This is a genomic window from Thermomonas beijingensis (assembly GCF_020034655.1).
Classification (GTDB): Bacteria; Pseudomonadota; Gammaproteobacteria; order Xanthomonadales; family Xanthomonadaceae; genus Thermomonas; species Thermomonas beijingensis.
The window spans coordinates 763,737-789,684 of the sequence record NZ_JAIQDJ010000001.1; the positions used below are offsets into that span (position 1 = coordinate 763,737).

Annotated in this window: 22 protein-coding genes and 2 tRNA genes; 10 read left to right on the plus strand and 14 right to left on the minus strand. The window is 61.3% G+C overall.

Annotated features, from left to right (window positions below; translation table 11 throughout):
• Window position 1: 1 nt before the first annotated feature.
• From bamA to pyrH, 7 genes are all read right to left on the minus strand, one after another.
• Window positions 2-2,473, minus strand: coding sequence for an outer membrane protein assembly factor BamA (bamA, locus tag K7B09_RS03560; RefSeq protein ID WP_223626830.1), 2,472 nt, complete (start codon window positions 2,471-2,473; stop codon window positions 2-4).
• A gap of 97 nt (window positions 2,474-2,570) precedes the next feature.
• Window positions 2,571-3,929: an RIP metalloprotease RseP gene (gene rseP, locus K7B09_RS03565; RefSeq protein WP_223626832.1), complete on the minus strand. Its 1,359-nt coding sequence runs from the start codon at window positions 3,927-3,929 to the stop codon at window positions 2,571-2,573.
• A complete protein-coding gene (gene dxr, locus K7B09_RS03570) occupies window positions 3,926-5,101 on the minus strand; it encodes a 1-deoxy-D-xylulose-5-phosphate reductoisomerase (RefSeq protein ID WP_223627732.1) in 1,176 nt (391 codons plus the stop codon). Before dxr ends, rseP begins: the two co-directional genes overlap by 4 nt.
• Window positions 5,101-5,952 carry a phosphatidate cytidylyltransferase gene (locus tag K7B09_RS03575; protein ID WP_223626834.1) on the minus strand — a complete coding sequence of 284 codons (852 nt, stop codon included), beginning with the start codon at window positions 5,950-5,952 and terminating at the stop codon, window positions 5,101-5,103. The genes dxr and K7B09_RS03575 overlap by 1 nt, the downstream gene beginning before the upstream one ends.
• Window positions 5,949-6,701 carry a polyprenyl diphosphate synthase gene (gene uppS, locus K7B09_RS03580; protein WP_223626836.1) on the minus strand — a complete coding sequence of 251 codons (753 nt, stop codon included), beginning with the start codon at window positions 6,699-6,701 and terminating at the stop codon, window positions 5,949-5,951. The genes K7B09_RS03575 and uppS overlap by 4 nt, the downstream gene beginning before the upstream one ends.
• Window positions 6,702-6,718: 17 nt before the next feature.
• On the minus strand, window positions 6,719-7,276 hold the full coding sequence (gene frr, locus K7B09_RS03585; RefSeq protein WP_223626838.1) for a ribosome recycling factor: 558 nt from the start codon (window positions 7,274-7,276) through the stop codon (window positions 6,719-6,721).
• Window positions 7,277-7,342: 66 nt separating this feature from the next.
• Window positions 7,343-8,065 (minus strand): UMP kinase, encoded by a 723-nt coding sequence (gene pyrH / locus K7B09_RS03590; protein ID WP_223626840.1) that lies wholly within the window; start codon window positions 8,063-8,065, stop codon window positions 7,343-7,345.
• A 159-nt stretch (window positions 8,066-8,224) separates the two neighbouring features.
• On the opposite strand from pyrH, the gene K7B09_RS03595 reads away from it, so the two are divergent.
• Window positions 8,225-8,301: transfer RNA gene (locus K7B09_RS03595), tRNA-Asp, on the plus strand.
• 170 nt (window positions 8,302-8,471) lie between these two features.
• Window positions 8,472-10,439, plus strand: coding sequence for a SurA N-terminal domain-containing protein (locus K7B09_RS03600; protein WP_223626843.1), 1,968 nt, complete (start codon window positions 8,472-8,474; stop codon window positions 10,437-10,439).
• 78 nt (window positions 10,440-10,517) lie between these two features.
• Here K7B09_RS03600 and K7B09_RS03605 read toward each other — a convergent pair whose 3' ends face one another.
• Both K7B09_RS03605 and gloB read right to left on the minus strand, forming a co-directional pair.
• Window positions 10,518-11,306: an enoyl-ACP reductase FabI gene (locus tag K7B09_RS03605; RefSeq protein ID WP_223626845.1), complete on the minus strand. Its 789-nt coding sequence runs from the start codon at window positions 11,304-11,306 to the stop codon at window positions 10,518-10,520.
• Window positions 11,307-11,403: 97 nt separating this feature from the next.
• Window positions 11,404-12,168: a hydroxyacylglutathione hydrolase gene (gloB, locus tag K7B09_RS03610; protein WP_223626847.1), complete on the minus strand. Its 765-nt coding sequence runs from the start codon at window positions 12,166-12,168 to the stop codon at window positions 11,404-11,406.
• Window positions 12,169-12,214: 46 nt separating this feature from the next.
• On the opposite strand from gloB, the gene K7B09_RS03615 reads away from it, so the two are divergent.
• From K7B09_RS03615 to dnaQ, 3 genes are read left to right on the plus strand one after another with little or no spacing between them, the layout of a single operon-like run.
• Window positions 12,215-12,889 (plus strand): class I SAM-dependent methyltransferase, encoded by a 675-nt coding sequence (locus tag K7B09_RS03615; protein ID WP_223626850.1) that lies wholly within the window; start codon window positions 12,215-12,217, stop codon window positions 12,887-12,889.
• A complete protein-coding gene (gene rnhA / locus K7B09_RS03620; RefSeq protein WP_223626852.1) occupies window positions 12,886-13,344 on the plus strand; it encodes a ribonuclease HI in 459 nt (152 codons plus the stop codon). Before K7B09_RS03615 ends, rnhA begins: the two co-directional genes overlap by 4 nt.
• Window positions 13,344-14,054, plus strand: coding sequence for a DNA polymerase III subunit epsilon (gene dnaQ / locus K7B09_RS03625; RefSeq protein ID WP_223626854.1), 711 nt, complete (start codon window positions 13,344-13,346; stop codon window positions 14,052-14,054). The genes rnhA and dnaQ overlap by 1 nt, the downstream gene beginning before the upstream one ends.
• Window positions 14,055-14,102: 48 nt before the next feature.
• On the opposite strand, the gene K7B09_RS03630 is transcribed toward dnaQ, so the two are convergent.
• The 4 genes from K7B09_RS03630 to rpsB all read right to left on the minus strand — a co-directional run bounded on the left by K7B09_RS03630 (window position 14,103) and on the right by rpsB (window position 17,128).
• Window positions 14,103-14,807 (minus strand): PP2C family protein-serine/threonine phosphatase, encoded by a 705-nt coding sequence (locus K7B09_RS03630; RefSeq protein ID WP_223626856.1) that lies wholly within the window; start codon window positions 14,805-14,807, stop codon window positions 14,103-14,105.
• A gap of 259 nt (window positions 14,808-15,066) precedes the next feature.
• Window positions 15,067-15,157: transfer RNA gene (locus tag K7B09_RS03635), tRNA-Ser, on the minus strand.
• A 134-nt stretch (window positions 15,158-15,291) separates the two neighbouring features.
• On the minus strand, window positions 15,292-16,170 hold the full coding sequence (tsf, locus tag K7B09_RS03640; RefSeq protein WP_223626858.1) for a translation elongation factor Ts: 879 nt from the start codon (window positions 16,168-16,170) through the stop codon (window positions 15,292-15,294).
• A 181-nt stretch (window positions 16,171-16,351) separates the two neighbouring features.
• Window positions 16,352-17,128, minus strand: a complete 777-nt coding sequence (gene rpsB, locus K7B09_RS03645) for a 30S ribosomal protein S2 (RefSeq protein ID WP_223626861.1) — start codon at window positions 17,126-17,128, stop codon at window positions 16,352-16,354.
• Window positions 17,129-17,445: 317 nt separating this feature from the next.
• On the opposite strand from rpsB, the gene map reads away from it, so the two are divergent.
• The 5 genes from map to dapE all read left to right on the plus strand — a co-directional run bounded on the left by map (window position 17,446) and on the right by dapE (window position 23,291).
• Window positions 17,446-18,222, plus strand: a complete 777-nt coding sequence (gene map, locus K7B09_RS03650) for a type I methionyl aminopeptidase (protein WP_223626863.1) — start codon at window positions 17,446-17,448, stop codon at window positions 18,220-18,222.
• A gap of 2 nt (window positions 18,223-18,224) precedes the next feature.
• The gene (gene glnD, locus K7B09_RS03655; RefSeq protein WP_223626865.1) at window positions 18,225-20,819 is read left to right on the plus strand and encodes a [protein-PII] uridylyltransferase; all 2,595 of its coding nucleotides are present in this window, start codon (window positions 18,225-18,227) and stop codon (window positions 20,817-20,819) included.
• A complete protein-coding gene (gene dapD / locus K7B09_RS03660) occupies window positions 20,816-21,661 on the plus strand; it encodes a 2,3,4,5-tetrahydropyridine-2,6-dicarboxylate N-succinyltransferase (protein WP_223626867.1) in 846 nt (281 codons plus the stop codon). The genes glnD and dapD overlap by 4 nt, the downstream gene beginning before the upstream one ends.
• A 140-nt stretch (window positions 21,662-21,801) precedes the next feature.
• Entirely contained in the window at window positions 21,802-22,161 is a 360-nt protein-coding gene (locus tag K7B09_RS03665) for a Spx/MgsR family RNA polymerase-binding regulatory protein (protein ID WP_223626869.1), read from the plus strand.
• A complete protein-coding gene (gene dapE, locus K7B09_RS03670) occupies window positions 22,158-23,291 on the plus strand; it encodes a succinyl-diaminopimelate desuccinylase (RefSeq protein WP_223626872.1) in 1,134 nt (377 codons plus the stop codon). The genes K7B09_RS03665 and dapE overlap by 4 nt, the downstream gene beginning before the upstream one ends.
• Here dapE and K7B09_RS03675 read toward each other — a convergent pair whose 3' ends face one another.
• Window positions 23,292-25,655 carry a penicillin acylase family protein gene (locus K7B09_RS03675; RefSeq protein ID WP_223626874.1) on the minus strand — a complete coding sequence of 788 codons (2,364 nt, stop codon included), beginning with the start codon at window positions 25,653-25,655 and terminating at the stop codon, window positions 23,292-23,294.
• Window positions 25,656-25,948 lie beyond the last annotated feature (293 nt).

The window sequence follows — 25,948 nt, forward strand, 5'->3', positions numbered from 1 at the left end:
GTCAGAGCTGACCACCGAAGTTGAACTGCAAGCGCTCGATCTGGTCGCCATCCTTCTTGCGCAACGGCAGTGCGTAGCTGATCGACAGCGGCCCCATCGGCGAGCGCCACAGCAGGGCGATACCGGCCGAAGCGCGTAGCTCGGACGCACTGAAGTTCTTGTAGCCGTTGTACACGTTGCCGAAATCCAGGAACGCAGACACGCGCGCGGCGGGGCTATCGAATAACTTCGGGAAAATGGCTTCCACAGACCCGGCCACCAGCACCGAGCCGCCCAGCGGCTGGCGGTAACCAAAGCCGGAGACATAGGCGGGGCCCAGGGTATTGTCGGTGAATCCGCGCACCTTGCCGCTGGACGCAATACCGCCGGCGTAGAAGTTTTCGAAGAACGGCAGGCCGGTGGCAGTGACGGTCTTGATGTAATCGGTGGAGGTGGTCAGGCAGGGGTTGCTGGGCGGTGGCGGTGCGGGAGGTTGGGTTGGATTGGGGTTGTCGGTCGTGGGCGGAATCGGCGGCAAGGGGGCGGTGAAGCACAGGTTGCGGCTGTAATTCTTGCCGTAAGAGTCACCGTAACCCAAGTTAAGTCCGGTCTTGAGCACCAGCGCTTGACTCAACGGCCAGTATTTGGCGACGTCGTATTGCAGCTTGAAATACTCCACCGTGGAGCCGGGCAGGGCGATTTCGGCGGAGAGGTTCTGGGTGCTGCCCACCACAGGAGTGAAGTAGTTGTTGCGGGTGTCGCGGCCCCAGCTCAACTGGGTGCGCCAGCTGTGGAAGGTGTTCTGACCCACCGCTTTGATGTAGTCCACCATCGGCGGCGGGGTGCTGCCTTCAAATGCCAAAATCTGGTTGGAGTCGATGCCGAACATCACTTGCACCGAATCACTTTCACTCAATGGCAGGCCCATGAACACCTGGAAGGCGCCACTATTGGTGGAGTATTGGGCGACGTTGTAGTTGGAGTAGTCGAACTCGCGCCACCAGAGGTTGTAGCCCAGTGACAGCCCGTCATCGGTGAAGTATGGGTTCATGTACGAGAAGTCGTAACGCTTCTGGTAGTTGCTCTTGGTCAGCGCCATGGAGACCCGATTGCCGGTACCAAGGAAGTTGTTTTCCGAAAGCTGCAACGACAAGTTAATGCCCGACAATTGCGAATAGCCAACACCGGCCGAAATACTGCCGGAAGTGGTTTCCTTGACGGTGTAGGTCACGTCCACCTGGTCATCACTGCCGGGAACTGGCTGGGTATCCACGTCCACGGTTTCGAAATAGCCCAAGCGATCCAGGCGCACCTTGCCGCGGTCAATCGCGGCTTGCGAATACCAGCTACCTTCGAACTGGCGCATTTCACGACGCAAGACCGGGTCGGCAGTGCGGGAGTTGCCCTTGAACACGATCCGGCGCACGTTTACGCGCGGGCCGGGTTGCACCTGGAAATCAATCGCGACGGTGCGCTTGTCGCGGTCGATGGTGGGGACCGGATTGACCTTGGCGAATGCGTAGCCGATGTTGGCCAGGCGCGCGGTGACCGAGTTGGTTGCCAACTCCAGCAGCCCGCGCGAAAACACATTGCCCGGACGGATAAAGCTGACCAGGGTTTCGATTTCCGGCTTCGGCAAGATGGTGTCGCCAGAGACGCTGATAGCAGCAAAATTGTAAGCCTCACCCTCGGTCATGCCGGCGGTGATGAACATGTCTTTCTTGTCGCCGCTGATTGCCACTTGGGTGGAATCCAGGCTGAAATCGACGAAACCGCGATCCAGATACCAGGAGTTGAGCTTTTCGATATCGCCAGATAACTTCTCGCGCGAATACTGGTCATCTTTCTTGTACCAGGACATCCAGTTGCTGGTATGCGACTCCCAGTCCTTGGTGATGTCTTCCTCAGGGTAGCGATCGTTGCCAATCAGGTTGATGTGGCGGATCTTGGCCGCCTTGCCTTCCTTGATAGTGATGGTCAGGTTGACGCGGTTGCGATCCAGGTGCTCGACGCTGGGTGAGATCGACACGTTGTACTTGCCGCGATTGTTGTACTGGCGGGTCAATTCCTGGGTAACCCGGTCCAGATTGAGCGGGTTGTAAGTCTCACCCTCGGCCAAGCCGATTTCTTTCAGACCTTTGATCAGATCTTCGGTTTTCAGATCCTTGTTGCCGGTCAAGGTCAGCTTGTTGATGGCCGGGCGCTCGATCACCTTGATCACCAGAATGCTGCCCTGATGGTCAATGCTGATGTCTTCAAAAAACCCGGTCTTGTACAAGGCGCGCACGGCCTCGGCGGCCTTGCCCTGATCCAGGGTGTCGCCGCGCTCAACCGGCAAATAGGTAAATACGGTGCCGGCGCCGATGCGCTGCAGGCCGTCGATGCGGATGTCGCTGACCGTAAACGGGGTAAACGCCGCCTGCGCCCAGACTGGCAGGGAAAGTGCCGAAGCCAGGGCAAGGGTCAGTAAGCGGCGGGACATGGGTCGGGTCATTCGGAACATCCTGAGGTGGGTGCTGCGCGGGGGTGGCAGCGCGAACTTGCGCTGCCGGGTGCTGCGTCAATCGTGGGGGCGAACAGGTAGAAACAGGTTAAGACACGAGGTGCAAAATATCGTTGTAAAAGGCCAGCCCCATTAGTCCTGCGATCATTGCAAGACCAAGGTACTGACCCACAGCCATCGCCCGCTCGCCCAATGGGCGGCGGATCGTCAGCTCGATAAGGTAATACAGCAAGTGACCCCCGTCCAAGACCGGGATGGGAAGCAAGTTGATCAAGGCCAAACTGACCGACAGCAGGGCCAGAAAGTTCAGGAACCACGCCGGGCCACGGGACGCAAAATCATTGGCAGCCCGGGCAATGGTGATCGGTCCGGATACGGTATTTTGCACCGAAACCTTGCCGGAAACCGCCCGCATCACCATATCCACGATCTGTTTGGCCTGGTAGCCGGTTTCCTGCACAGCAGCCGGCACCGCAGCCAGCAGCCCCAGTTTCAGCACTGCGTCGTGGGGGGGCTCCACCGGGGCAGCATTGGTGACGCCCAGGATCCAATGCGGTTGACCGTCGTTGCCCTGCATGCGCCGCGGAGTCAGTTCCAGTGCCAAGCGTTCACCGTCGCGCTCGACTTCCACCATCCCTGGGCCACCGCGCGCGCCCAATTTTGCTACCAGCGGGGCAATGTCTTCGAAGCTGACAACCGGATGTGAATCAATTGCGGTGATGCGATCACCCTCGGCCAACACCCCCCACGCCGGACTGCCTTCGCGCACACTCCCGACCAGGGCCGGCAGCAGCAAATGCCGCGGAATCAGGCCGATGCCACTCAGTGCGCGCAACTCATCCACGGAGGCCGGCAGATTCTGCAGCGGCAGCGTGCGCTGCACGAGGCGGCCATTGGCGCGGCGTAGCGACAGCGTGACCGGCTGACGATCCAGGGCATCCACATTCAACGCCATCACCAGCTCGCTCCAGGTGGGCGTGACGCGGTCGCCAACGGCCAGTATGTGATCACCCGGCTGCAATCCGGCCTGTGCCGCAATGGCGGTGGCCTGGCCCACCACCGGGGCATAGTCAGGGCGGCCAATCACCAGCATGGCCCAGAGCAGGCCAAACGCCAGCACCAGATTGGCCAGCGGCCCGGCGGCGACGATTGCAATACGCTGCAGCACCGGTTTGCGATTGAACGCCAGATGTAACTGCTGGGCGGGCACGTCATCCTCGCGTTCATCCAGCATGCGCACATAGCCGCCCAAAGGGATTGCGGCGAGCACGTATTCGGTGCCGTCTTTGCCACGATGTGTCCACAGCGGTTTGCCAAAGCCTATCGAGAATCGCAGGACCTTGACGCCGCAGCGGCGCGCAACCCAGAAATGGCCAAATTCGTGGAAAGTGACCAATACGCCCAGCGCCACCAGCAGCCACCAGACCGAGCCGAAGAACGTGCTCATGTTCGGCTTCCGGCAATGCGGGCAATCGTCTGTCGGGCGTTGACGCGGGCCTGCGCGTCGCTGGCCAGCAAGGCTTCGATGGAGTCGGTGGGGTTCGCTGGCATGGCGTCCAGGGCGGCGGCAACGGTGGAGGGGATGTCCAGAAAACCAATATGGCCCTGAAGAAATGCTGAAACTGCTTCTTCATTGGCAGCGTTGAGTACGGCCGGTGCGGTGCCACCGGCGCGGATCGCTGCAAATGCCAGCGACAAACATGGAAATGCGGCCAGATCCGGGGGTTCAAACTCCAGCCGTCCACCCTCGCTAAGCAAATCCAGCGCCGGCACCCCCGAGGCAATGCGCTTGGGCCAGCCCAAACCGACCGCCAGCGCGGTGCGCATGTCGGGCAGCCCCAACTGGGCCAGACTGCTGCCGTCGATGAAATCCACCATCGAATGCACCAATGATTGCGGATGTACCAGCACCCGAATGGCATCGACGGGTACCTCGAACAAGTGGTGGGCCTCGATGACCTCCAGGCCCTTATTCATCAAGGTGGCCGAATCCACCGAGATTTTTGGACCCATTGACCATTTGGGATGGGCCACCGCCTGTGCCGGTGTCACCTGCGCCAATCGCCTGCCAGACCAGCCACGAAACGGTCCGCCGGAGGCCGTCAGGGTGATGCGTGAGGGTGTGTTGCCATTCGCCAGGCATTGGAAAATGGCGTTGTGCTCACTGTCGATCGGGACGATCACCGCGCCATGTGCGTGCGCCTCGCGCATCAGCAGTTCACCAGCCAGCACGAGTGATTCTTTATTTGCCAGCAACAGGCGCTTGCCGACACGGGCTGCCGCCAAGGTGGACGGCAATCCCGCAGCTCCCACAATGGCCGCCACTACGGTATCGCAAGCATCGCTGGCTACCAATGCATCCAGAGCTTCGCTGCCGGCGTGTGCTTGAGTGGCAAGCCCCGCCGTACGCAGGCCATCGCGCAGTGCGCTGTAGCTGGCCATATCGGCGATGACCGCGTGGTCTGGTGCATGCGAGCGACACAGCGCCAGCAGGGCATCGACTTGGCTGCCGGCTGCCAGCACACTGGCGCGCATGCGCTGCGGGTGACGTGCGATCACATCCAGCGCGGATGTGCCAATCGACCCTGTGGCACCCAGAACGGCAACACGTTGCATCATCAGAAACCCAGCCATATCTTGCCCAGTGCAAACACCGGCAGTGCGGCCAATACACTGTCCACCCGATCCAGCACACCGCCGTGACCTGGGATTAAGGAGCCGGAATCCTTCATGCCGGCATGGCGTTTGAGCAGGCTTTCGAATAAATCACCGGCCACGCAGAACAGCACGGTGATCGCCGCAGCTCCCGCGATCGCCGGGAATTTGCTCGCCGGCGCGCCGATCAGCCATGCCCCCAACAAGGCCACTAGCATCGCCAAGGCCACGCCACCGCTGACCCCTTCTAGGGTTTTATTCGGGCTGATGCGTGGCGCCAATTTGCGGCCGCCAAACCATTGCCCGCCGAATTTGCGGCCGGTGAAGTAGGCGCCGCTGTCGGCTGCCCACACGATCAGCAATACCAGCAGTAGCCAGCCGGGGCCGCGCGGTTGACTGCTATGAATGACGGCCAGCGCGCACCAGGCGGGGATGATGGCGGCGGTGGCAGCCACCAGTTTGGCCGCACGCGCCTTGCCAAGGACTTCTGCGGAAAAGTGATAGTGCTTCAGCCATAGCAACGCCAGCAGCCACCACAACACGCCCAGCACAACAATGAGCTGGAACAAGGGAAGTGAGCGCACCGAATGCGATTGCGAGCCCCACACCAAGGCAACCATCAGTCCAAGGTTGCAGGCCAGCAGTGCGCTACGCGCCAATGTGTCTTCCAAACCGGCCAAGCGCAGCCATTCCCACAGTGCCAGCAAAAATACGATGGCGCTCACCAGCATCAGCCAACCGGTGGGCAACAACAACACGGCGGCAATAACGGCGGGTGCCATGATCAGCGCGGCCAAAATGCGGGTTTTGGTCATGGCGTATTCCCGGGGTGGGGTGCCCGAAGTTGGGCGCTAGTCAGGCCGAAGCGGCGTTCGCGGGTGGCAAAGTCATCCACCGCTTGTTGCAGCATTTGCGCATCGACATCCGGCCACAGTGTGTCGGTGAACCATAGCTCGGTATACGCCATCTGCCACAGCAGGAAATTACTGATGCGCAATTCGCCGCCGGTCCGGATGAACAAATCCGGTGCCGGCAGGTCGGCCAATGCCATCTGTGCCGATAGTGCGGATTCGTCAATCTGCTCGGGCAGCAAGCGGCCTGCAGCGACGTCCTCCGCCAGCAGTCTTGCCGCATGAACGATGTCCTGGCGACCGCCGTAACTGGCCGCAATCGTGAGCTGCAGTTTTGGATTGCTGGCGGTCAGGGCTTCTGCAGCGTGCATGCGCGCTTGTATTGCAGGGTCAAACCGCGAGCGTTCACCGATAAAACGCAGGCGTGCACCCAGGCGATGCAGCTCGTCCACCTCACGTTCCAGCGCACCCAAGAACAGCTTCATCAGGCCGCCAACTTCCTCGCTGGGGCGGTTCCAGTTTTCGCTGGAGAAGGCAAACAGCGTGAGTGCCTCGATCCCACGCTGCAGGCAAAACTCGACGCAACGCTTGACCGCCTGCGCACCCGCACGATGGCCGATGATGCGCGGGCGATGGCGTCTTTGCGCCCAGCGGCCATTGCCATCCATGATGATGGCAATGTGGTGCGGCAGCGGTGCGGCGCGGGTCGGCATGGGCAGGCTCGTATGCCTCAAACCGACATCAATTCCTGCTCTTTCGCCTTGACCACATCATCCACATCCTTGATCGCAGCATCGGTGATCTTTTGGATTTCGGCCTCGGTGCGTGCGCTTTCATCCTCAGTGATCTGCTTGTCTTTCAGCAGTTCCTTGACTTGATGGTTGGCGTCGCGGCGGATGTTGCGTACCGCTACCTTGGCGTCCTCGCCCTCGCCATGCACGACCTTGGTCAGGTCACGGCGGCGCTCTTCGGTCAGTGCCGGGATATTGAGCCGAATGGTGGTGCCGGCGGTATTCGGGGTCAGCCCCAGATCAGACGCCAGAATGGCCTTTTCCACCGCGCCAACCATTTGCTTTTCCCACGGCGTGATCAGGATCGAACGGGCATCTGCCACCGACACGCTGGCGACTTGTGACAGCGGCATGTCGGAGCCGTAATAGTTGACCTTGATGCTGTCCACCAGGCCGGCATTGGCGCGGCCAGTGCGCACTTTCACCAGATTGTGGCGGAGCGATTCGATGCTTTTGACCATGCGGGCTTGGGCATCTTTCTTGATTTCGTTCAACATGGCATCGCTCCGAACTGAATGTGCAAACCGCTGATTATAAGCGGCAAGCAGGCTATCGGGCGCGGTTTAGCTGCGGCCTTGCACCAAGGTGCCCACCTGCTCGCCGTGCAGAATGCGCAGCAATACGCCGGGTTCGGCCATGTCGAAAATGCGCAGCGGCAGGCTGGCATCACGGCACAGGGCGAATGCCGCGGTATCCATCACTTGCAAGTTGCGGGCAATGACTTCGTCATAACTCAGGTTATTCAGCTTGATTGCATCGGGGTACTTCTTGGGGTCTTTGTCATAGACGCCGTCGACTTTGGTCGCTTTCAGCAATAAATCGGCACCGATCTCGATCGCGCGCAGCGCAGCACCCGAGTCGGTGGTGAAGAATGGGTTGCCGGTGCCGGCGGCAAAAATGACCAGACGACCCTTTTCCAGGTGGCGGATAGCGCGCCGCCGGATGTAGTCTTCGCACACGTCATTGATTTTCAAGGCGCTCATTACGCGGGCCTTGCCACCTTGCTTTTCCAATGCATCCTGCATGGCCAAGGCATTGATCACCGTGGCCAGCATGCCCATATGGTCGCCGGTGACCCGATCCATCCCGCCGGCGGCCAACCCTGCGCCGCGGAAGATATTGCCGCCGCCGATCACCAGTGCAATCTGCGCACCGGCTTCGCTGGCTTCAATCACTTCTTGCGCCAACCGGATCAATACATTGGGGTCGATACCGTAATCCTCGTTGCCCATCAATGCCTCGCCGGAAAGTTTCAACAGCACACGGCGATAGGCAAGTTGCGACATGGGAATTCCTAGTCAAGAGGGCGACCAATTCTAACGGAAAGCCCCGCATGACGATTCGACGTGCACAGGTCAATCGCAAGACTTGGACTGCCGCTGCAAGAAATTTGCGAAAAATGTTGCGCGATCGAAAAACCCTGCGTATGATTGCGGGCTCACAGCGGAGTGGTAGTTCAGTCGGTTAGAATGCTGGCCTGTCACGCCGGAGGTCGCGGGTTCGAGTCCCGTCCACTCCGCCAGTTTGAAGCAAAAGCCTCGCAGCAATGCGGGGCTTTTTGCTTTTTGCTTTGCGCACGTCGTGCCAGTGCGCCCAATCGACGCCAAGCAGCATGGGCGAGCACGACCAACTGGACTAGGGTTGCATTAGACGAGTTAGACTACGCGGCTACGCCTCAATGTCAGCTTGCCCATGTTGCAGAAACTTCGCGAAAAGACCTCCGGCTGGATCGCCACCGCAATCCTCGGCCTCCTGATTGTTCCGTTCGCTTTCTTCGGCATGGAGTCTTACATGTCGCAGCGAGTGGACACCTATGTGGCGCGGATCGCGCAGCCGCCGTCGTGGTGGGCCTCGGCACCACGAGTGTGGCCGATCACCTATCTGTGGAAGATCGAAGACATTGATGCCGCGGCCTATAAAGAGCGTCTGGAAACGGCGCGTATGCGGATGCGTGCGCAGCAGGGCGAGAGCTACGACGCCAAGGCATTCGAGTCGGTCGAAAACAAGCGCAAGATTCTTGACACCCTGATCGATGATCGTTTGATGCAGCTGGCAACCAAGCGCGACAACATCGTGATCAGTGATGCGCAGGTGGCCGAGGCCATTGGCAAGATTCCGGACTTTCAGGTCGATGGCGCATTCAATACGGATCGTTATCAGATGTTGCTGTCGACGCAGAATCCGCCGATGACGCCGCGCAGCTTTGAAGCCAAGGTGCGCGACGGACTGATGGATGACTTGATTCCTTCGCGGATCGCACAATCCGCCTTCGTTACCGATACCGAGCTGGATCGGCTGATGCGGTTATTGGGTGAGCATCGCGATGTCAGCTATGTCAACCTGCCTGCCCCCGCCGCCGATACTTCCGAAGTCACCCAGGCCCAGATTGATGCTTGGTACAAGGCGCATGCAGCGCAGTTCCATGCCCCGGAAACCGTGCGCTTGGAATATGTCGAAGTGGATGGCAGCAAGCTGGCCCCACCCGTGGTCGACGATGCGGCCTTGCATAAGAAGTATCAAGAGCAGATTGCGAAATCGCCCTCAGGCGACAAGCGTGAGGTCTCGCATATCCTGATCGCAGTGGCGGCAAATGCCAGCGATACCGAGAAGAAAGCCGCCGAGGCCAAGGCCAGGCAACTTGCAGACATGGCGCGTGCGCCGGGTGCAGATTTTGCAGCGCTGGCCAAGGCCAATTCGGATGACAGTGGCTCCAAAGCCAAAGGTGGCGACCTCGGCTGGCTGAGCAAGGGCGGCATGCCGGGTACGTTTGACGATGCTGCGTTTGCCATGCAGCAAGGTGAGATCCGTGGCCCGGTCAAAAGTGATTTCGGCTGGCATGTGATCAAGGTCAACCAAATCCAGCAGGGTGTGCAGCGCTCGTTTGAAGACATGCGCGCCGATCTTGAAAAAGAGTTGCAGCAAGGTGGGCGTGAGCAAGCATTCAATGAATTGACCGGTAAATTGGTCGATGCGGTGTACAAGAACCCAACCTCGCTGGAGCCGGCGGCCAAGGCCTTGGGGCTGACGGTGCAAACCACACCGGCGTTCACCCGTACCGGCGGCCCTGGCATTGCTGCCGATCCGAAGGTGCTGCGTGCAGCGTTTTCGGACAACCTGATGCAAGATGGCACGGCCAGTGACCCCATCGAAATTGGCCCTGAACACACGGTGTTGATTCGCGTGATTGCACATGAGCCAGAACGGGCGTTGCCGCTGGCACAAGTGCGTGATGCGGTGGTGCAGGCAATCCATGCCGACCGCCAGCGCAAGGCAGCTGAAAGCGCAGCGGATGCATTGCTGAAAGCAGCGCAGGGCAAGGGTTTGGCTGCGGCAGCGCAGGCCGCCGGGTTGGCCGTAGCCGATGCCAATGACCTTGTGCGGCGCAGCCCATTGCCTTCGGCACAAGCGGTGGAGGCATTCTTCAATCTGCCGCGTGCGCGTGACAACAAGTTGTCGATGGGCAAGGCCTTGATCGGCGGCAGCTACATGGTGTTTGAGTTGCGTGCGGTGCGTGATGCCGACATTGGTCAGGTATCGGCGCAAGAGCGCACGCAGTTGCGCCAACAGGTCTCACAGAGCACGGGGATGCAGGCACAAGATGCCTTCGTGCGCGCTGCACGTGCGCATTACGATATCAAGGTGGCGGAAGACCGGCTGTAAGTGCCGCAGCGGTATCGCAACAAAAACGCCCGGCGATATGCCGGGCGTTTTTCTATGCGGCAATGGGGCGCGAGTGTTTCACTCGATCCCGCTCATGCCCATGATGTTGTAGCCGGCATCCACATAGGTGACCTCGCCGGTGATGCCATTGGCCAGATCCGAGCACAGGAACGCAGCAGCGTTGCCCACATCTTCGATTGTCACCACGCGCCGCAGCGGTGCGGCGGCTTCGAATGCACTCAGCATCTTGCGGAAATTGGCCACGCCACTGGCGGCCAAGGTGCGGATCGGGCCGGCCGAAATCGCATTCACGCGGGTGCCCTCCGGGCCCAGCGCCATCGCCATGTAGCGTACGGTCGCTTCCAGCGAGGCCTTGGCCACGCCCATCGTGTTGTAGTTGGCCAGTGCGCGTTCCGCACCCAGATACGACAGGGTCAGGATGCTGCCGTTGCGCCCCTTCATCAGCGGGCGCGCCGCCTTGCCCAGCGCCGCCAACGAGTAGGCGCTGATGTCGTGGGCAATGTGGTAACGCTCGCGGTTGATGCCGTCGAGAAAATCCCCTTCGATCGCTTCACGCGGGGCGAACGCGATGCAATGCACGAGGATGTCGAACCCATCGTTCCAATGCTTGCCCAGTTCGGCAAAGCAATGGTCGATTTGCGCGTCGTCGGCCACGTCCAAAGGCAGCACGATAGTGCTGCCATACTCGGCGGCGGCGTCTTCCACCCGCGATTTCAGTTTTTCGTTCTGATAGGTCAACGCCAACTCCGCGCCTTCGCGGTGGAAGGCGTCGGCAATGCCGGTGGCGATGGAGCGTTGGCTGGCGATGCCGGTGACCAGCGCACGCTTGCCTTGCAGGAATCCCATGGTGTCTCCTTGTGAGTTGCGCGTGGGGCGCGTCGAGCGAATGCTCTAGTTTGCCTTGCGCGGCTGCTTGCGGCCAGTCCCATTGCGTTTGCCCGCGCTATCCCGCAAACCCATCCTTCCATGCGCGTAGCGCGGCAAACACGGCGGTCTCGTCGGGCAGTGCCATTCCGGCATGCTGCTGCACCGCAGCGCGCACGCCCGCGGCATGGCAGCGCAAAAACGGGTTGCAGGCGCGCTCGGTGTCCAGCCGCACGGGCAGGCTGGGATGCCCGGAAGATCGCAGCACGTGGATCTCTTTGACCCGTTGCTGTAGTGCCGGGTTATCCGCATCCACGACCAGTGCGAATGCAGCATTGGCCAGCGTGTATTCGTGTGCGCAGCAAACCCGGGTGTCACCCGGCAGCGCCGCCAGTTTCGATAGCGAGGCATGCATCTGTGCCGGCGTGCCTTCAAACAGACGCCCGCAGCCAAGGCTGAACAAGGTGTCGCCGCAAAACAGCAGGTCTTCCCCGACATAGGCAAGGTGGCTGCGGGTATGGCCGGGGACAGCCAGCACGCGGAACTGCCACGGGCCGATGGCGAGCACCTGGCCCTCGCTGACCCGCTGGGTGGCATGTACGATGCGCGCATCATCCGGTGCAAACACGGGCGTGTCCGGCCAGCGCGCCAACAGCGCCGGCAGTCCGCCGATGTGGTCGCTATGGTGATGGGTAATCACGATGGCGTGTGGCGCAGGGCCATCGCCGATTGCAGCCAAAACGGGCGTAGCATCGCCAGGATCAACGACCAGCGCACGCCCGCTGGCATCACGCAGCAGCCAGATGTAATTGTCATCAAATGCGGCAAGCGCGTGCAGATTCATGATTCCAGCGGTGACGGCGCGCGGGCTTTCCCGCAGAATCACCACCATGCCGCTGCCTGTCCCTGATCGTCAACCCAAGTTTGCCGCCACCGATGCGTGGTTTGCCAGCGTGGCCGGACAAGCGCTATTGGCCAGCGAGGCCGAATGCGTGCGTATTGCGGGCCAGCAATCGCCGGGGCAGCCGTATGTGTGGCTGGGAGCAGGCGCCAGCTTGCTGCCGCCCGATACGGGTGGCAGTGGCCTGTTGCTGCGCCTGCATTGCGCGGAACAGGGGGGCTGGGCGGGCGATCTATGCTGTGATTTGCCGTTGCCCGTGGTCAGCGAATCGTGCGCCAGCGTGATCGTGCAACATGCATTGGATGCAAGCCCCGTGGCAAATGAGTTACTGCACGAATGTGCACGGATCCTGCTGCCGGGCGGCATTCTGTGGCTGCTGGCACTGAACCCCATTTCACCGTATCGCCTGCGTTGGCAGGGGCAGGGGTTGGCAGCCTCCGAGCCGATCCGTTGGCGTCGGAGGCTGCGTGCAGCGGGGCTCAACCCAGAACCTGTTTCGCAAGGTGTGGGGCCGACATGGAACGTGGCACCAGTACTGGACGTACAAGAAGGCGCGGGGTTGCGGGCTGCGTTCCTGTTGCGTGCGCACAAGCGCCGCCTTCCGATGACGCCGATGCGTAGTAAACCACACGCATTGGGCTGGCACCCTGAGGTTGCGGCATGACAAACGCCCGCAAACAGGTGGATATCCATACCGATGGTGCCTGTTTGGGTAATCCCGGCCCGGGAGGCTGGGGTGTGTTGTTGCATTGGTGCGGGGTTGAGCGCGAGCTCTCCGGCGGCGAGGCTGATACCACCAATAACCGCATGGAACTGATGGCCGCGATTGCCGCGCTGGAGTCGCTGCGCGAGCCGTGCGAAGTTATTTTGCACACCGACTCCCAATATGTGCGGCAAGGTATTTTGGAGTGGATGAGTGGTTGGATTCGACGGGGCTGGAAAACAGCGGGCGGTGCGCCGGTCAAGAACCGCGATCTGTGGGAACGGTTGCATCAGGCGGCAGCCCGGCATCAGGTGGATTGGCGCTGGGTCAAGGGCCATAGCGGTGACCCCGGCAATGAACGCGTGGATCAACTGGCGCGCAACCAGGCACTGAAATTCAAGGAGAACGCAAGCTGATGCGGCAAGTGATTCTGGACACTGAAACCACCGGCCTGGATTGGCGCAAAGGCAACCGCGTGGTCGAAATTGGCTGTGTCGAGGTGCTGGAGCGGCGTCCCACCGGGCGCACCTTCCATTACTACCTGAATCCGGATTGCGAATTCGAGCCGGGGGCGCAGGAAGTGACCGGCTTGAGTTTGGATTTCCTAGCCGACAAGCCGCGCTTTGCCGACATCGCAGAAGACTTCATTGCATTTATCGACGGCGCCGAGCTGATCATCCACAACGCAGCTTTCGATATCGGGTTTTTGGATGCTGAACTTGCACGGCTGAAAGACTTCGGCAAAGTGCTTGATCGATGCACGGTGGAAGACACCTTGTTGATGGCGCGGCAACGCTTCCCAGGCCAGCGCAATTCCCTGGACGCTTTGTGCAAGCGATTGGGGGTGGATAATTCCCACCGACAGTTGCACGGCGCATTGCTGGATGCGCAGATTTTGCTGGATGTGTATCTGGCACTGACTTCGGGCCAGGGTGAAATTGGCTTTCAGATCTGTGAGGAAGCAGTACTCTCAGCGGCAGTCGTGGTCAATCCACAAGCCGGCGATGCGTCACGGCCACGGGTGCTCATTCAACCCGAAGAGGCGCAGGCGCACGCAGAGCGCCTTGCGGGGCTACAAAAAAAATCAGGCAGGTGCCTGTGGCTGGAAGCGGATGCCTTGATCTGAGCAGGCGTTGCTGGATGGCCGCAAGCATGCTGGTCATCCCTGATTGCTTCAGTGCCGGCGCACCAGCACGACCGTGACATTATCCGAGCCGCCACCGTCCAGCGCGGCGGCCACCAAACCATCCACACATTCCTGTGCACTGCATTCGCCATGCGCCAGCACCCGCGCAATTTGGCGATCGTCCACTTCCTCGGTCAGGCCGTCGCTGCATAGCAGCAATTGCATGCCTGCACGCAGCTCGCCGTTGAGCGTTTCCACGTTCAACTGTTCTGGTGCCGTCACCCCGAGTGCTTGCGTCACCACGTTGCGGTGCGGATGGTTGCGTGCCTGCGCAGCACTGATCGCACCTTGTGCAATGAGCTCTTGCACATAACTATGGTCATGCGAGATCTGGGTCAGTGTCCCATCACGCCACAGGTACACTCGGCTGTCGCCCACCCATGCAACCTCGAACTGGTTGCCGTGGATACGCGCCGCAACCACGGTGGTCCCCATCGGCAGGCTGTCGCCACGGCGCTTGGAGCAGCGGATGATTTCCTCGTCGGCTACTTTGATGGCACGGCTCAAATCGCTGCCTGCGCGCACTTCATTGACGATGATTTCGCGCGCCATAGCCGCAGCCACTTCGCCGTATTCATGGCCACCCATGCCGTCGGCCACAAGCCACAGCCCCAGCTCGCTGTCCCCGTAATAGGTATCTTCGTTCAGCTCGCGTCGCAGGCCGACATGGGTCAGATGTCCGAATTCAATCATGCGTAGGGCAGGCGTCCGGTGTTTATGGTGGTAACGGAATGGTGCGATAGAACCGGACGGGGGCGCGGCACATGGACATCATGCGAAGCAGTATGACGTTCTTCCCGTGTCGAAAGTGGGGTGAAATCCGACCTGATTCACGATTCTGTTAGATGAGTGGGTATTCCCGGATCCGTAATCTGGGCAGCGGGCTTGGGTATGGTGTCGCGGAGCCGACGCAGCTGATACAAAAACACCCCCGAGCGGGGGTGGTTTGTAGTGGCGGAGAGGGAGGGATTCGAACCCTCGGTAGGCTATAAACCTACGCCTGATTTCGAGTCAGGTACATTCAACCGCTCTGCCACCTCTCCGGAAGTGGGCCGCAAATGATAACGGGATAGAGACTTTGCTGCAAGGTTGTCACGTCTTGATGGCAGCGGCTGGTAACAAAAAAAACCCGCCAGCACGGGCGGGTTTTTTTCCGGAACTCAAGCTGGTGCCTGGTTCAGACCTGCATCGCCTTTGCAACTTCGGCGGCGTAGTCTTCCACCACCTTTTCGATGCCTTCACCCACCACCAGACGCTGGAAGCCGATCACGTCGGCACCGGCAGCCTTGAGCACGGCCTCCACGGTCTTGTCGCCGTCCAGCACGTAGGGCTGACCGTACAGGGTCACTTCGTTGATGATCTTGGCGATCTTGCCGCTGATGATTTTTTCCAGGATGTCGGCTGGCTTGGCCTTGTCCTTTTCGCTCATCTTGGCCAGCTCGATTTCCTTTTCCTTGGCCACGAACTCGGCCGGTACATCGGCCGCCTTGTTGTGCGGCGGGTTCATCGCGGCAACGTGCATCGCCAGGCCACGGGCGAGGTCGGCATCGCCGCCAGCCAGTTCCACCAGTACGCCGATCTTGCCGCCGTGGACGTAAGCGGCCACGTGGTTGCCGGTGTTCATGCTGACCATGCGGCGCACCTGGATGTTTTCCCCCAGCTTGGCGATGGCTGCGGCGCGGGCTTCTTCGACGGTGTCGCCGGAGGCCAGCTTGGCGGCCTTCAAGCTGTCGACATCGGTGCTACCCGAGGCCAGTGCGGCAGCGGCGATGGCTTCGCACAGGTCAACAAAGTTGCCGTCTTTGGCCACGAAGTCGGTTTCCGAGTTGATTTCCACCAGTACGGCCTTGCCGCCGGCTTGGGCTGCGGCCACGCGGCCTTCGGCAGCCACACGGCTGGCCTTTTTGTCGGCCTTGGCCAGACCCGACTTGCGCAGCGCTTCGGCCGCGGCGTCGATGTCGCCATTGGTTTCGGTGAGTGCCTTCTTGCACTCCATCATGCCGGCGCCAGTGCGCTCGCGCAGTTCCTTCACAAGGGAAGCGGTGATTTCAGCCATTGGGATTACCTCTGAATTGAATACGGTGAAACCCCTCTCCCGTTGGGAGAAGGGTTAGTGTGAGAATTTGGCGCGTGCGGAATTCCACAACGCGACCGAACCCTCATCCGGCACTTACGGGCCACCTTCTCCCAGCGGGAGAAGGGACAGTCGCAGCCTGCGCGGCTGCGTGATGGGGTGATTACTCGCCCTTCTTGCCGCGACGGCTCGGCTTGGCCTCTTCGCCTTCAACCGCAGCAGTGAAGTCTTCTTCACGCACGTTGGCGGCGTTCGGCGCAGCGGCCTTGCCTTCCAGTACGGCGTCGGCAGCAGCGCGTGCGTACAGCTGCACTGCGCGGATGGCGTCGTCGTTGCCGGGAATGGCGTAGTCCACCAAGGCCGGGTCGTAGTTGGAGTCGACCACTGCGATTACCGGAATCCCAAGCTTCTTGGCTTCCTTGATGGCGATGTCTTCATGGCCGATATCAATCACGAAGATCGCGTCGGGCAGGCGGTTCATTTCCTTGATACCGCCGAGCGAGGCCTCCAGCTTGTCGCGCTCGCGGCGCAGGCCCATCACTTCGTGCTTGACCAGCTTCTGGAAAGTGCCATCGGTTTCGGCGGCTTCCAGTTCCTTCAGGCGGGCAACCGACTTCTTCACGGTGGCGAAGTTGGTCAGGGTGCCGCCCAGCCAACGCTGGTTCATGAAGGGCATGCCGCAACGCTCGGCTTCTTCCTTGATGGCTTCACGCGCGCTGCGCTTGGTGCCCAGGAACAAAATGATGCCGCGCTTCTGCGCAACGCCGCTGATGAAGTTCATCGCGTCATTGAACAGCGGGACGGTCTTTTCCAAGTTGATGATGTGGATCTTGCCGCGCGCACCAAACAGGTACGGGGCCATCTTGGGGTTCCAGTAGCGGGTCTGGTGGCCGAAATGGACGCCGGCTTCCAGCATCTGACGCATGGTGATTTGGGGCATTGCAAACACTCCGATTGAATGGAATCCGCGCCGGTTGAATGAGGGCGCTGCACCCTGTCCGCAAGGATGGGTGCGGGATTCCGGGGTTGGGCCTCCCTGTCGTCACTGTGTCCGAACCCGCTTGCGCGGGCACCCCGGAACAGGGATTGCCGACAGGTGTGGATTCGACGGTACGCCCGTCGTGGCGGCGATAAAGCCCCCGAAGTATAGGGGAAACCAGGCGGCAGGGCAATCTTGGCGGTGGGCGCGCCACTGGCCTGGCGCGTGCGGCACAGCCACATGATCGATCTGCCTCTTCAATGCGCGATAATGCGCAAATGACAATCAATCTGAAGACCCCGGCGGATATCGAAAAAATGCGCGTGGCGGGCCGTTTGGCCGCCGAAGTGCTGCAAGTGGTGGCCCCATTCGTGAAACCGGGCGTCACTACTGAAGAACTCGACCGCATCTGCCATGACCATATCGTCAATGTGCAGGGCGCGATTCCGGCCAATGTCGGCTACCGTGGCTTTCCCAAGACCGTGTGCACCTCGGTCAATAACGTGATCTGCCACGGGATTCCCAGTGACACCAAAGTGCTGCGTGATGGCGATATCGTCAATATCGACGTGACCGTGATCAAAGACGGTTGGCATGGCGATACCAGTCGGATGTACTACGCGGGCACGCCGTCGGTGATGGCCAAGCGTTTGGTGGATGTGACCCGCGAGGCGATGTTCCGTGGCATCCGTGCCGTGCGCCCCGGGGCCACCTTGGGCGATGTGGGGCACGCCATCCAGAGCTATGTGGAAGCCGAGCGCTTCAGCGTGGTGCGCGAATATTGCGGGCACGGCATCGGCAAGATTTACCACGATGAACCGCAGGTGCTGCATTACGGTCGGCCCGGCGAGGGCTTGGTTTTGCAGGAAGGCATGACCTTCACCATCGAGCCGATGGTCAACGAAGGTGCCCGCCATACGCGCTTGTTGCCGGATGGTTGGACGGTGGTGACCAAAGACCGCAAATTATCTGCGCAATGGGAACACATGGTGGTGGTCACCCATGACGGTGTGGAAATCCTGACCCGCTTGCCGGGTGACGACAACGATTTGTGAGCATGCAGGCGGCGGCAACCGGCGCGCTGATCGACGATGCTGCGTGGTCGGTGGCGGCACGTACTGCGGTGGCGTTGGCCGATGCCAAATTGGCGCGGCGCTTTGATGCCGGTGCGCCAGCAGACCGTTTGATTGCGCTGCGTGCGCGTGCGGTGGATGTGCAAGTGCGCGCCGCGTGGCAGCGTTGTTTCGATGAAGCGGTGCCGCTGGCACTGTTTGCCGTCGGTGGCTACGGGCGCGGCGAATTGTTTCCGCATTCCGACATTGACTTGTTGGTATTGGCCGAACCTGCCGCGCAGCAACAAGGTGAAACCGCACTGGCCAGGTTCAATGCCATGTTGTGGGATGCCGGTTTGCAAGTCAGCATGGCGGTGCGCTCCGCACAGGAATGCACGCAAGCCGCCGCCGATATCACGGTGGTGACGGCCCTGATCGAAGCCCGCCCGTTGTGTGCCAATGACGCGGATGTGGCACGTTTGGCGGATGCGGTTTCATCCGGGCACTTGTGGCCGCCGGCACGGTTTTTTGCTGAAAAATGCGAAGAGCAGCGCCGCCGCCATGCGCGCTTCGGGGACACTTCCGACAACCTGGAACCCAATCTCAAAGATGGTCCGGGTGGCTTGCGTGACCTGCATCTGTTGGGCTGGTTGGCGCTGCGCAGCTTTGGCGCGCGCAGCTTGGATCAGATGATCGAGCTGGGCCGATTGGGGTTTGATGAAGCCGCCGCGCTGGAGCGCGAGCGTCGCGCCTTGTGTCGTTTTCGCTATGGATTGCATCTGGTGGCGGGGCGGCGCGAAGAGCGTTTGCGTTTTGATTATCAAAAACCGCTTGCGGCACGTTTGGGCGATGTGGACGATGCCGATTCGCTGGGTGTCGAGAAAATGATGCAACGCTTTTACCGCAGCGCCGCCATCGTGCGCCGGGTGGGTGAGCGCCTGTTACAACGTTTCGAAGAATACTTTGCGGGTATCCAGCCGCCGGAGCCACTGGACACCCAGTTCGAGCGGCGCGGTGATTATCTTGCTACGGCTGTTTCCGGTTGGTTGGAAGCGGATCCTGCGCATGTGTTCGCAATGTTTGCTGCCTGGGCAGCCACGCCCGGGCTGCGTGGCCTGCATTCGCAAACCGCACGTGAGTTGGCCTTGGCATTGCCTTTGATTCCAGCGTATGACGAGGCTCCGGCTTCCCTGCGCGAGGCGTTCATGCAATTGCTGCGTGGGCCGCAAGCGGTGGCCACTCTGGAACGCATGGCCAGGCTGGGCGTGTTGGGGCACTGGATTCCAGCATTTCAGCGGGTTTCCGGGCGGATGCAGTTCGACTTGTTCCATGTCTTTACCGTCGATCAACACACGTTGACCGTGTTGCGCAATCTGGCCAGCTTTGCCAGTGGCGAGGCGGATCCGCGTTTTGCGATTACCCATCTGGTGTGGCCGTCGCTGCGCAAGCCGGAGTTGTTGTTGCTGGCGGGCTTGTTCCACGATATCGGCAAGGGCCGCGGGGGCGATCATTCCGAGCTCGGCGCGGTGGATGCGCGCACCTTTTGCGAAGCGCATGGCTTGTTGGAAGCCGACATCGCGCTGGTGGAATGGCTGGTGCGCAAGCATTTGTTGATGTCCGTCACCGCGCAAAAACAAGACATCACCGACCCGGATGTGATCCATCGTTTTGCGGAAATCGTGGCCGATCGCCAGCGGTTGGACTATTTGTATTTGCTCACCTGCGCGGATATCGCCGGCACCTCGCCAAAACTCTGGAATGGCTGGAAAGACCGCTTGTTGGCGGATTTGCACACTGCCACCCGGCTGGCATTGCGGCGCGGCCTGGGGCAACCGGTGGCGGCGGAAGAGCGTATATCCGAAAACCGTGAAGCGGCGCGTGCGATGCTGCTTGCCGAAGGACATGACGATGCGGCGATTGCGGCGATGTTTGCACGGATGCCACAGGAAAATTTCCTGCGCAGCCGGCCCGACCAGATTGCGTGGCAGGCCGCCTCATTGCATTTGGCGGCAGCAGGCGAGGCGGTAGTGGCATCACGTGCCATGTCCGGACGCGATGGGCTGGAAGTGCTGGTGCATATGCCCGATCAGGATGGGCTGTTTGCCGCCATCGTGATGGCACTGGACCGGTTGGGGATGAGTGTGCAGCAGGCACGGGTGCTGGATGCGCCGGGTGGTGCGATTCACGACACCTTTCACGTACTCCCCGTGGATACCCGGCAAGCCATTGAGCCGGCACGATTGGCCAACGCACTGGCGCATGCACTGGTGGGTGATGTCGGGCGAATGCTGCCGGCACGGCGCAGCCAGCCGCGTCATCTCAAACATTTCAAAGTGGCACCACAACTGGATTTCATCGACCTTGCCGGTGGCACCCGCATTGGCTTGGTCTGTACCGACCGCCCCGGGTTGCTGGCGGATATCGCGCGAGTCCTGCGCGAACAACATCTGCGTGTGCACGATGCACGTATCGCCACCTTCGGCGCACGCGCCGAAGACTTGCTGCTGGTCAGCGATGAGCACAATCACCCCCTTTCGCCAGAACGTTGTGATGCACTTCGCATTGCCTTGCTGGCGGTTCTTGATGGAGACATTGCATGAGTTCGCCCCACATCGACAGCCTGCGTGACACCTTGGAAGATGCGTGGGAGCGCCGCACTGACTTGCAGGCTGACGAGATCGCCAGCCGCGTGCGCCCGGCAGTGGATCAGGCGATTGCCGGATTGGAGCAAGGCACGCTGCGGGTGGCCGAACCCGACGGGAATGGCGGCTGGCAGGTCAACCAATGGTTGAAAAAAGCGGTGCTGTTGTATTTCCGTACCCAGGACATGGCGCTGATGGATGCCGTGCCCGCCCCGTTCTGGGACAAAGTGCCGGCGCGCTTTGCCGGCTTCGATGAGGCTGCCTTCCGTGCTGCGGGTGTGCGTGTGGTGCCTGGCGCCGTGGTGCGCGCCGGCAGCCACATCGGCAAAGACGTGGTGTTGATGCCGAGTTTCGTCAACATCGGCGCCTTCGTGGGCGAAGGCACGATGGTGGATACCTGGGCCACGGTGGGAAGCTGCGCGCAGATCGGCAAGGGCTGTCATCTGTCGGGCGGCGTGGGCATCGGTGGCGTGCTGGAACCGCTGCAGGCGGGCCCGACCATCATCGAGGATCATTGTTTCATCGGCGCACGTTCGGAAGTGGTGGAAGGCTTCGTGGTCGGCCATCACAGCGTGGTGGGGATGGGTGTGTTCCTCGGCCAGAGCACTCGCGTCTACAACCGCATGACCGGCGCAGTGAGCTACGGCAGTGTGCCGCCGGGGAGCGTGGTGGTGTCCGGCTCGCTGCCCGCAGCCGATGGCAGCCATTCGTTGTACTGCGCGGTGATCGTCAAGCAGGTGGACGAGAAAACCCGCAGCAAGACCAGCGTCAACGAGTTGCTGCGCGGGTTGGCGGATTGATCTTTACCCGTATCGCGAAGCTGGCCGGCATGCAGTTTCCGCGACACGCCGTGAATACGTCCTTGTAGGCTCATCGGCGACATCCCTGTCGCCGATGGTCGCGGAACCCGCATGCCGGCCATCTCCATGGAGTTTCTCGCATGACCACGTTGTACGGACTCAAGAGCTGCGACACCTGCAAGAAAGCACAAAACTGGCTTAAACGTTTTGGCGTGGAATACACCTTCGTGGATTACCGCGACCAGCCGCAGTCGCCGGAAACCCTGCTGACATGGAAAGACGCGGCGGGTGGTTGGGATGCGCTGATCAACAAATCCTCGACGACCTGGCGTGAACTTGCGCCGCAGCGCAAAACCCCGGGCAGCGATGCCGAATGGAGATTACTGCTGCGCGAATATCCGCAATTGATCCGGCGGCCCGTGGTGGTGTTGGCTGATGGCCGCGTGGCGCAAGGATTTTCCGACAATGGTTTCAAGAAATTGTTCGGGGTAGGCGCATGAATGACGTGTTGCAACTGACATGCGAGTTGATCGCGCGCGCCTCGATCACACCGGACGATGCCGGTTGCCAGCCATTGATCGCGCAGCGCTTGCAAGCGGTGGGGTTTTCCATCGAATCCTTGCGCTTTGGCGATGTGGACAATCTTTGGGCCACCCACGGCAGCGGCGACGGCCCGGTGCTGGTGTTGCTGGGGCATACCGATGTGGTGCCGCCTGGCCCGCGTGAGGCGTGGGCCAGCGATCCCTTCGTCGCCGAGATTCGCGACGGCGTGTTGTACGGGCGCGGTGTGGCCGACATGAAGGGCAGCGTAGCGGCGTTCGTGATCGCGCTGGAACGCTTTGTGGCCGCGCATCCGCAACATGCCGGCACGGTGGCGTTGCTGTTGACCTCCGACGAAGAAGGCGATGCCATCGACGGTGTGCGCAAGGTGGCCGACGTGTTCCGCGCACGCGGTCAGCGCATCGACTGGTGCATCACCGGCGAGCCATCCTCCAGGCACGCCTTGGGGGATTTGCTGCGGGTTGGCCGGCGCGGCAGTCTGTCGGCCACACTCACCGTGCGCGGCGTGCAGGGGCATGTCGCGTATCCGGAAAAAGCGCGCAACCCGATCCATCAGGCGCTGCCGGCGCTGGCCGAATTGGCCGCACGGCAATGGGACCAAGGTTTCGAAACCTTCCCGCCGACCCGTCTGCAAATTTCGAACATCCACGCCGGCACCGGCGCCAACAATGTGATCCCCGGCGAGCTGCAGGTGCTGTTCAACCTGCGCTACAACCCGCATTGGACGGCAGGAGCACTCGAAGCCGAATGCGAGGCCGTGCTGCGTGCGCATGCACTTGACTACGCGATCCACTGGCACCGCAGCGGCGAACCCTTCTACACCCCGCAAGGGTCGCTACGTGCAGCGGCGCGCAAGGTGCTGGCCACGTTTGCCGGCGCAGCCCCCGAAGAAAGCACTGGCGGCGGCACCTCGGATGCGCGCTTCATTGCGCCACTGGGCGCGCAGTGCATTGAAATCGGCCCGGTCAATGCCAGCATCCATCAAGTGAATGAGCAGGTACGGGTGGAGGATTTGCAGCAGCTGCCGGCGTTGTATTTAGAATTGATGGAGACGTTGTTGCTGGGTTGATCAGCGCGTTGCCGGCAGCAACGTCAACGTGTATTTCACCGGTCCCGGCAGGAACGGTGCGGGGTCGCCCTCCACCCATGCGGCGTGGCCGGCACCCCAGAACGGTGACAGCGGGTGGCCGCTTTGGCCGCCGGGCATTTCGATGATGCCGTCTTGTTCGTGGCCCGGTGAGACCACCATGCGTTCAGACGCACCAAAGGCGGGGCCGGCTACGCGCGGCATGTTGCCATCGCCGGCCAAGGCTTGTGCGGGCATGCATAGCCAAGGTTTGCCGAAGATGGGAATGGCTTTGGCCAAGGGGTGGCAGATCGCGGCGGTATTGCGCTGCCCCCAGGTGCGCTGGCCCAGTGGGCCGGATTTTTCCAAGTTACTGCGCACTTCGCTGGCGGCATCTTCAAACAGCGCGTTCCAACTTGCATAGTGACGTGGCAGCAGATTGATCGGCATCTGCGTCACCAGCGGCCAGACCACGCCCTCCAGTTGCGGAAGATGGGGTTTTTCGAACGCTTTACCCAGTGCCACACGCGCCGGGGCGATCAGGCCATCGGCAATCCGCGCGGTGACGGCCAACCGCCAAGCGCGCACGATGTGGTAGCTCACCGAGGCAGGGGCGGCGCGGCCCTCCCAGGTGGATGCGGCCTGCGCCAAGGCATGCAGTGCGGGCGTGTTGGCAGTCCTGGCGCGTGCTTGCAGCAGGTGTTGCCACGGGGTGAGGAATACAGCGCGATCGTCCAATTGCACGGCCAGTAAATCATACTCCCGGAAGCGTTGCTTGGCGTGCAAAGCATCGCGAATTTGCGCGCCACGGGCACCCAGGGCGTAGCCGCCATCGCCTACGGTGGCCAGCGTTGCGCCATCCACCACGCGGGCGTTGGCGGTCCACAAACGCGGGAATTCCGGCGAACGCAGAACAGGAGTGTTGCGGGTGGACATGGCCCATGGCGGGCAGACTTGCGTGCGTGCATCGATCACGGTGTTGCTGGCGCGGCAGCTGGCGGCCCGTTGCGGAATCGGCCCCAACAACCGCCATGCGATCTGGCCTTGGGTATCGGCGATCACCAGGTTTTGCGTAGGCAGGGCAATGTCCTGCGCCAGTTGCAGGGCGTTATCCACGCTCTGTGCCAATGCAAACCGGCTCAAGCCAAGATTCACCGCTCCTGGTAATTGCGCCACCCAGCGCAGGCTGAGCACGCGGCCATCGGCTTGATGCTGCATGACAGGGCCCCATGCGGATTCTTCTACCTGCAAGGTGGCCGGCTTGGCGTGGGCGATCTCGATGCGCTCAGTGAATTCACGCAGCGGCGCGCAACCCGATGCGACGGCACGGGTGCAGGGGGTTTCCAGCTTCCAATCCTGTGTGTCGATATAGCTATTGGTAAAGCCCCAGGCCACCCGCCCATTGCTGCCGGCCACCACCAGCGGCAGGCCGGGGAGGGTGAAGCCCTGCACATCGACCTTGCCGTCGGGCGCAGCCGGGTCGCGGTAGCGCAGGCGCGCACGAAACCAGATATTGGGCGCGCGCAGGGTCAGGTGCATGTCGTCGGCGACGATGGCGCGGCCGTCGGCGGTCAGACTGGCGGCCACCGCAAAATTATTGCTGCCGGGGGCGTGCCAGACATCCGCGGTGACCGTGTCCACAGGATCGCCGGGAAGGGTGCGCAAATTCACCTGCTCAGCACCGGGTAGCATCGCATCGCCACGCGCGGTGCCTTGCAGCGGCGCATCCCAACGCGTGCCATCGCGAGTCAGCAGGGCATACAGCGCCGGTGGCAGATGCGGGCGTATTCGCCACAGCGCAAGTTCACTTGTGTTGTCACCACCTTGCAGATCGAAATACATGGCCATCGCGGCCAGCGGCGTGTCTTCGGCCATCCACGGCTGTGGCGCTTCGCGCAGCAACAGGTATGGCCACGGGCGTGCACGCAGCGCGGCAAGACCTGCGTTGACGCCGGCGACATAGGCATCCAGTTGCGGCCGTTTGTCCGCCACGATCAGTGGCAGATCCTGTTTCACCCGCGCACGCAGGCGATGCAGGCGGTGCTGTTTATCCACGTCAAGCGCCAGTGGTCCCACCAGTGCGGCCAGCTCGCCTGCGGCGCTGCGGCGCATCAAATCCATTTCGAAAAAGCGCTCCTGTGCATGCACATAGCCGAGTGCACGCAGGGCGTCGGATTCGTTTTGCGCGTCGATGGTGACGGTACCGTTGGCATCGCGTGACACGGTGGCGGTTGCCTGCAAGCCCGGCAAGGCGTGCTGGCCTTCCAGCGTGGGCAGGCTGCCGCGCAACAGGCAATAGACCGTGATGGACGCAGCCACCACCAGCAGCAACAATGCAAGCAATCCCCGGTTAAGCCATCGACGCATCACGTTCCCCGTCTTAATCTGGTGATGTATCGAAGAAGTTGCATCCGCAAGCATCGCTTGCGCACAGGCAAGCAAATAGTGCACGATCGCCGCATGTCGTTCGCCCTTGCCAACATTAACAATAATTGCAACCGCAATAATCGCGGCACGAGACAGCGTGCGCGGCAGCGGGCCCGCGCATAGGCAAGGCAAGACTAGCCGAACTTCCCAAGACCCGCATCGCAAGATGCGGGTCTTTTCGTTTTATCCCTTCGCAATCCACCCACATACTCTCTTCCAGCAAGGACCTCCAC

Bases quoted from the DNA above. Each gene is read 5' to 3' on its own strand.
- K7B09_RS03675 (WP_223626874.1), bottom strand. From the start codon at position 25,655: ATGCGTCGATGGCTTAACCGGGGATTGCTTGCATTGTTGCTGCTGGTG.
- glnD (WP_223626865.1), top strand. From the start codon at position 18,225: ATGCAGGCGGCGGCAACCGGCGCGCTGATCGACGATGCTGCGTGGTCG.
- dapD (WP_223626867.1), top strand. From the start codon at position 20,816: ATGAGTTCGCCCCACATCGACAGCCTGCGTGACACCTTGGAAGATGCG.
- K7B09_RS03615 (WP_223626850.1), top strand. From the start codon at position 12,215: ATGCCGCTGCCTGTCCCTGATCGTCAACCCAAGTTTGCCGCCACCGAT.
- K7B09_RS03665 (WP_223626869.1), top strand. From the start codon at position 21,802: ATGACCACGTTGTACGGACTCAAGAGCTGCGACACCTGCAAGAAAGCA.
- rnhA (WP_223626852.1), top strand. From the start codon at position 12,886: ATGACAAACGCCCGCAAACAGGTGGATATCCATACCGATGGTGCCTGT.
- pyrH (WP_223626840.1), bottom strand. From the start codon at position 8,065: ATGTCGCAACTTGCCTATCGCCGTGTGCTGTTGAAACTTTCCGGCGAG.
- frr (WP_223626838.1), bottom strand. From the start codon at position 7,276: ATGTTGAACGAAATCAAGAAAGATGCCCAAGCCCGCATGGTCAAAAGC.
- uppS (WP_223626836.1), bottom strand. From the start codon at position 6,701: ATGCCGACCCGCGCCGCACCGCTGCCGCACCACATTGCCATCATCATG.
- tsf (WP_223626858.1), bottom strand. From the start codon at position 16,170: ATGGCTGAAATCACCGCTTCCCTTGTGAAGGAACTGCGCGAGCGCACT.
- K7B09_RS03630 (WP_223626856.1), bottom strand. From the start codon at position 14,807: ATGATTGAATTCGGACATCTGACCCATGTCGGCCTGCGACGCGAGCTG.
- K7B09_RS03605 (WP_223626845.1), bottom strand. From the start codon at position 11,306: ATGGGATTCCTGCAAGGCAAGCGTGCGCTGGTCACCGGCATCGCCAGC.
- K7B09_RS03575 (WP_223626834.1), bottom strand. From the start codon at position 5,952: ATGACCAAAACCCGCATTTTGGCCGCGCTGATCATGGCACCCGCCGTT.
- K7B09_RS03600 (WP_223626843.1), top strand. From the start codon at position 8,472: ATGTTGCAGAAACTTCGCGAAAAGACCTCCGGCTGGATCGCCACCGCA.
- gloB (WP_223626847.1), bottom strand. From the start codon at position 12,168: ATGAATCTGCACGCGCTTGCCGCATTTGATGACAATTACATCTGGCTG.
- dapE (WP_223626872.1), top strand. From the start codon at position 22,158: ATGAATGACGTGTTGCAACTGACATGCGAGTTGATCGCGCGCGCCTCG.
- dnaQ (WP_223626854.1), top strand. From the start codon at position 13,344: ATGCGGCAAGTGATTCTGGACACTGAAACCACCGGCCTGGATTGGCGC.
- dxr (WP_223627732.1), bottom strand. From the start codon at position 5,101: ATGATGCAACGTGTTGCCGTTCTGGGTGCCACAGGGTCGATTGGCACA.
- map (WP_223626863.1), top strand. From the start codon at position 17,446: ATGACAATCAATCTGAAGACCCCGGCGGATATCGAAAAAATGCGCGTG.
- rseP (WP_223626832.1), bottom strand. From the start codon at position 3,929: ATGAGCACGTTCTTCGGCTCGGTCTGGTGGCTGCTGGTGGCGCTGGGC.
- bamA (WP_223626830.1), bottom strand. From the start codon at position 2,473: ATGACCCGACCCATGTCCCGCCGCTTACTGACCCTTGCCCTGGCTTCG.
- rpsB (WP_223626861.1), bottom strand. From the start codon at position 17,128: ATGCCCCAAATCACCATGCGTCAGATGCTGGAAGCCGGCGTCCATTTC.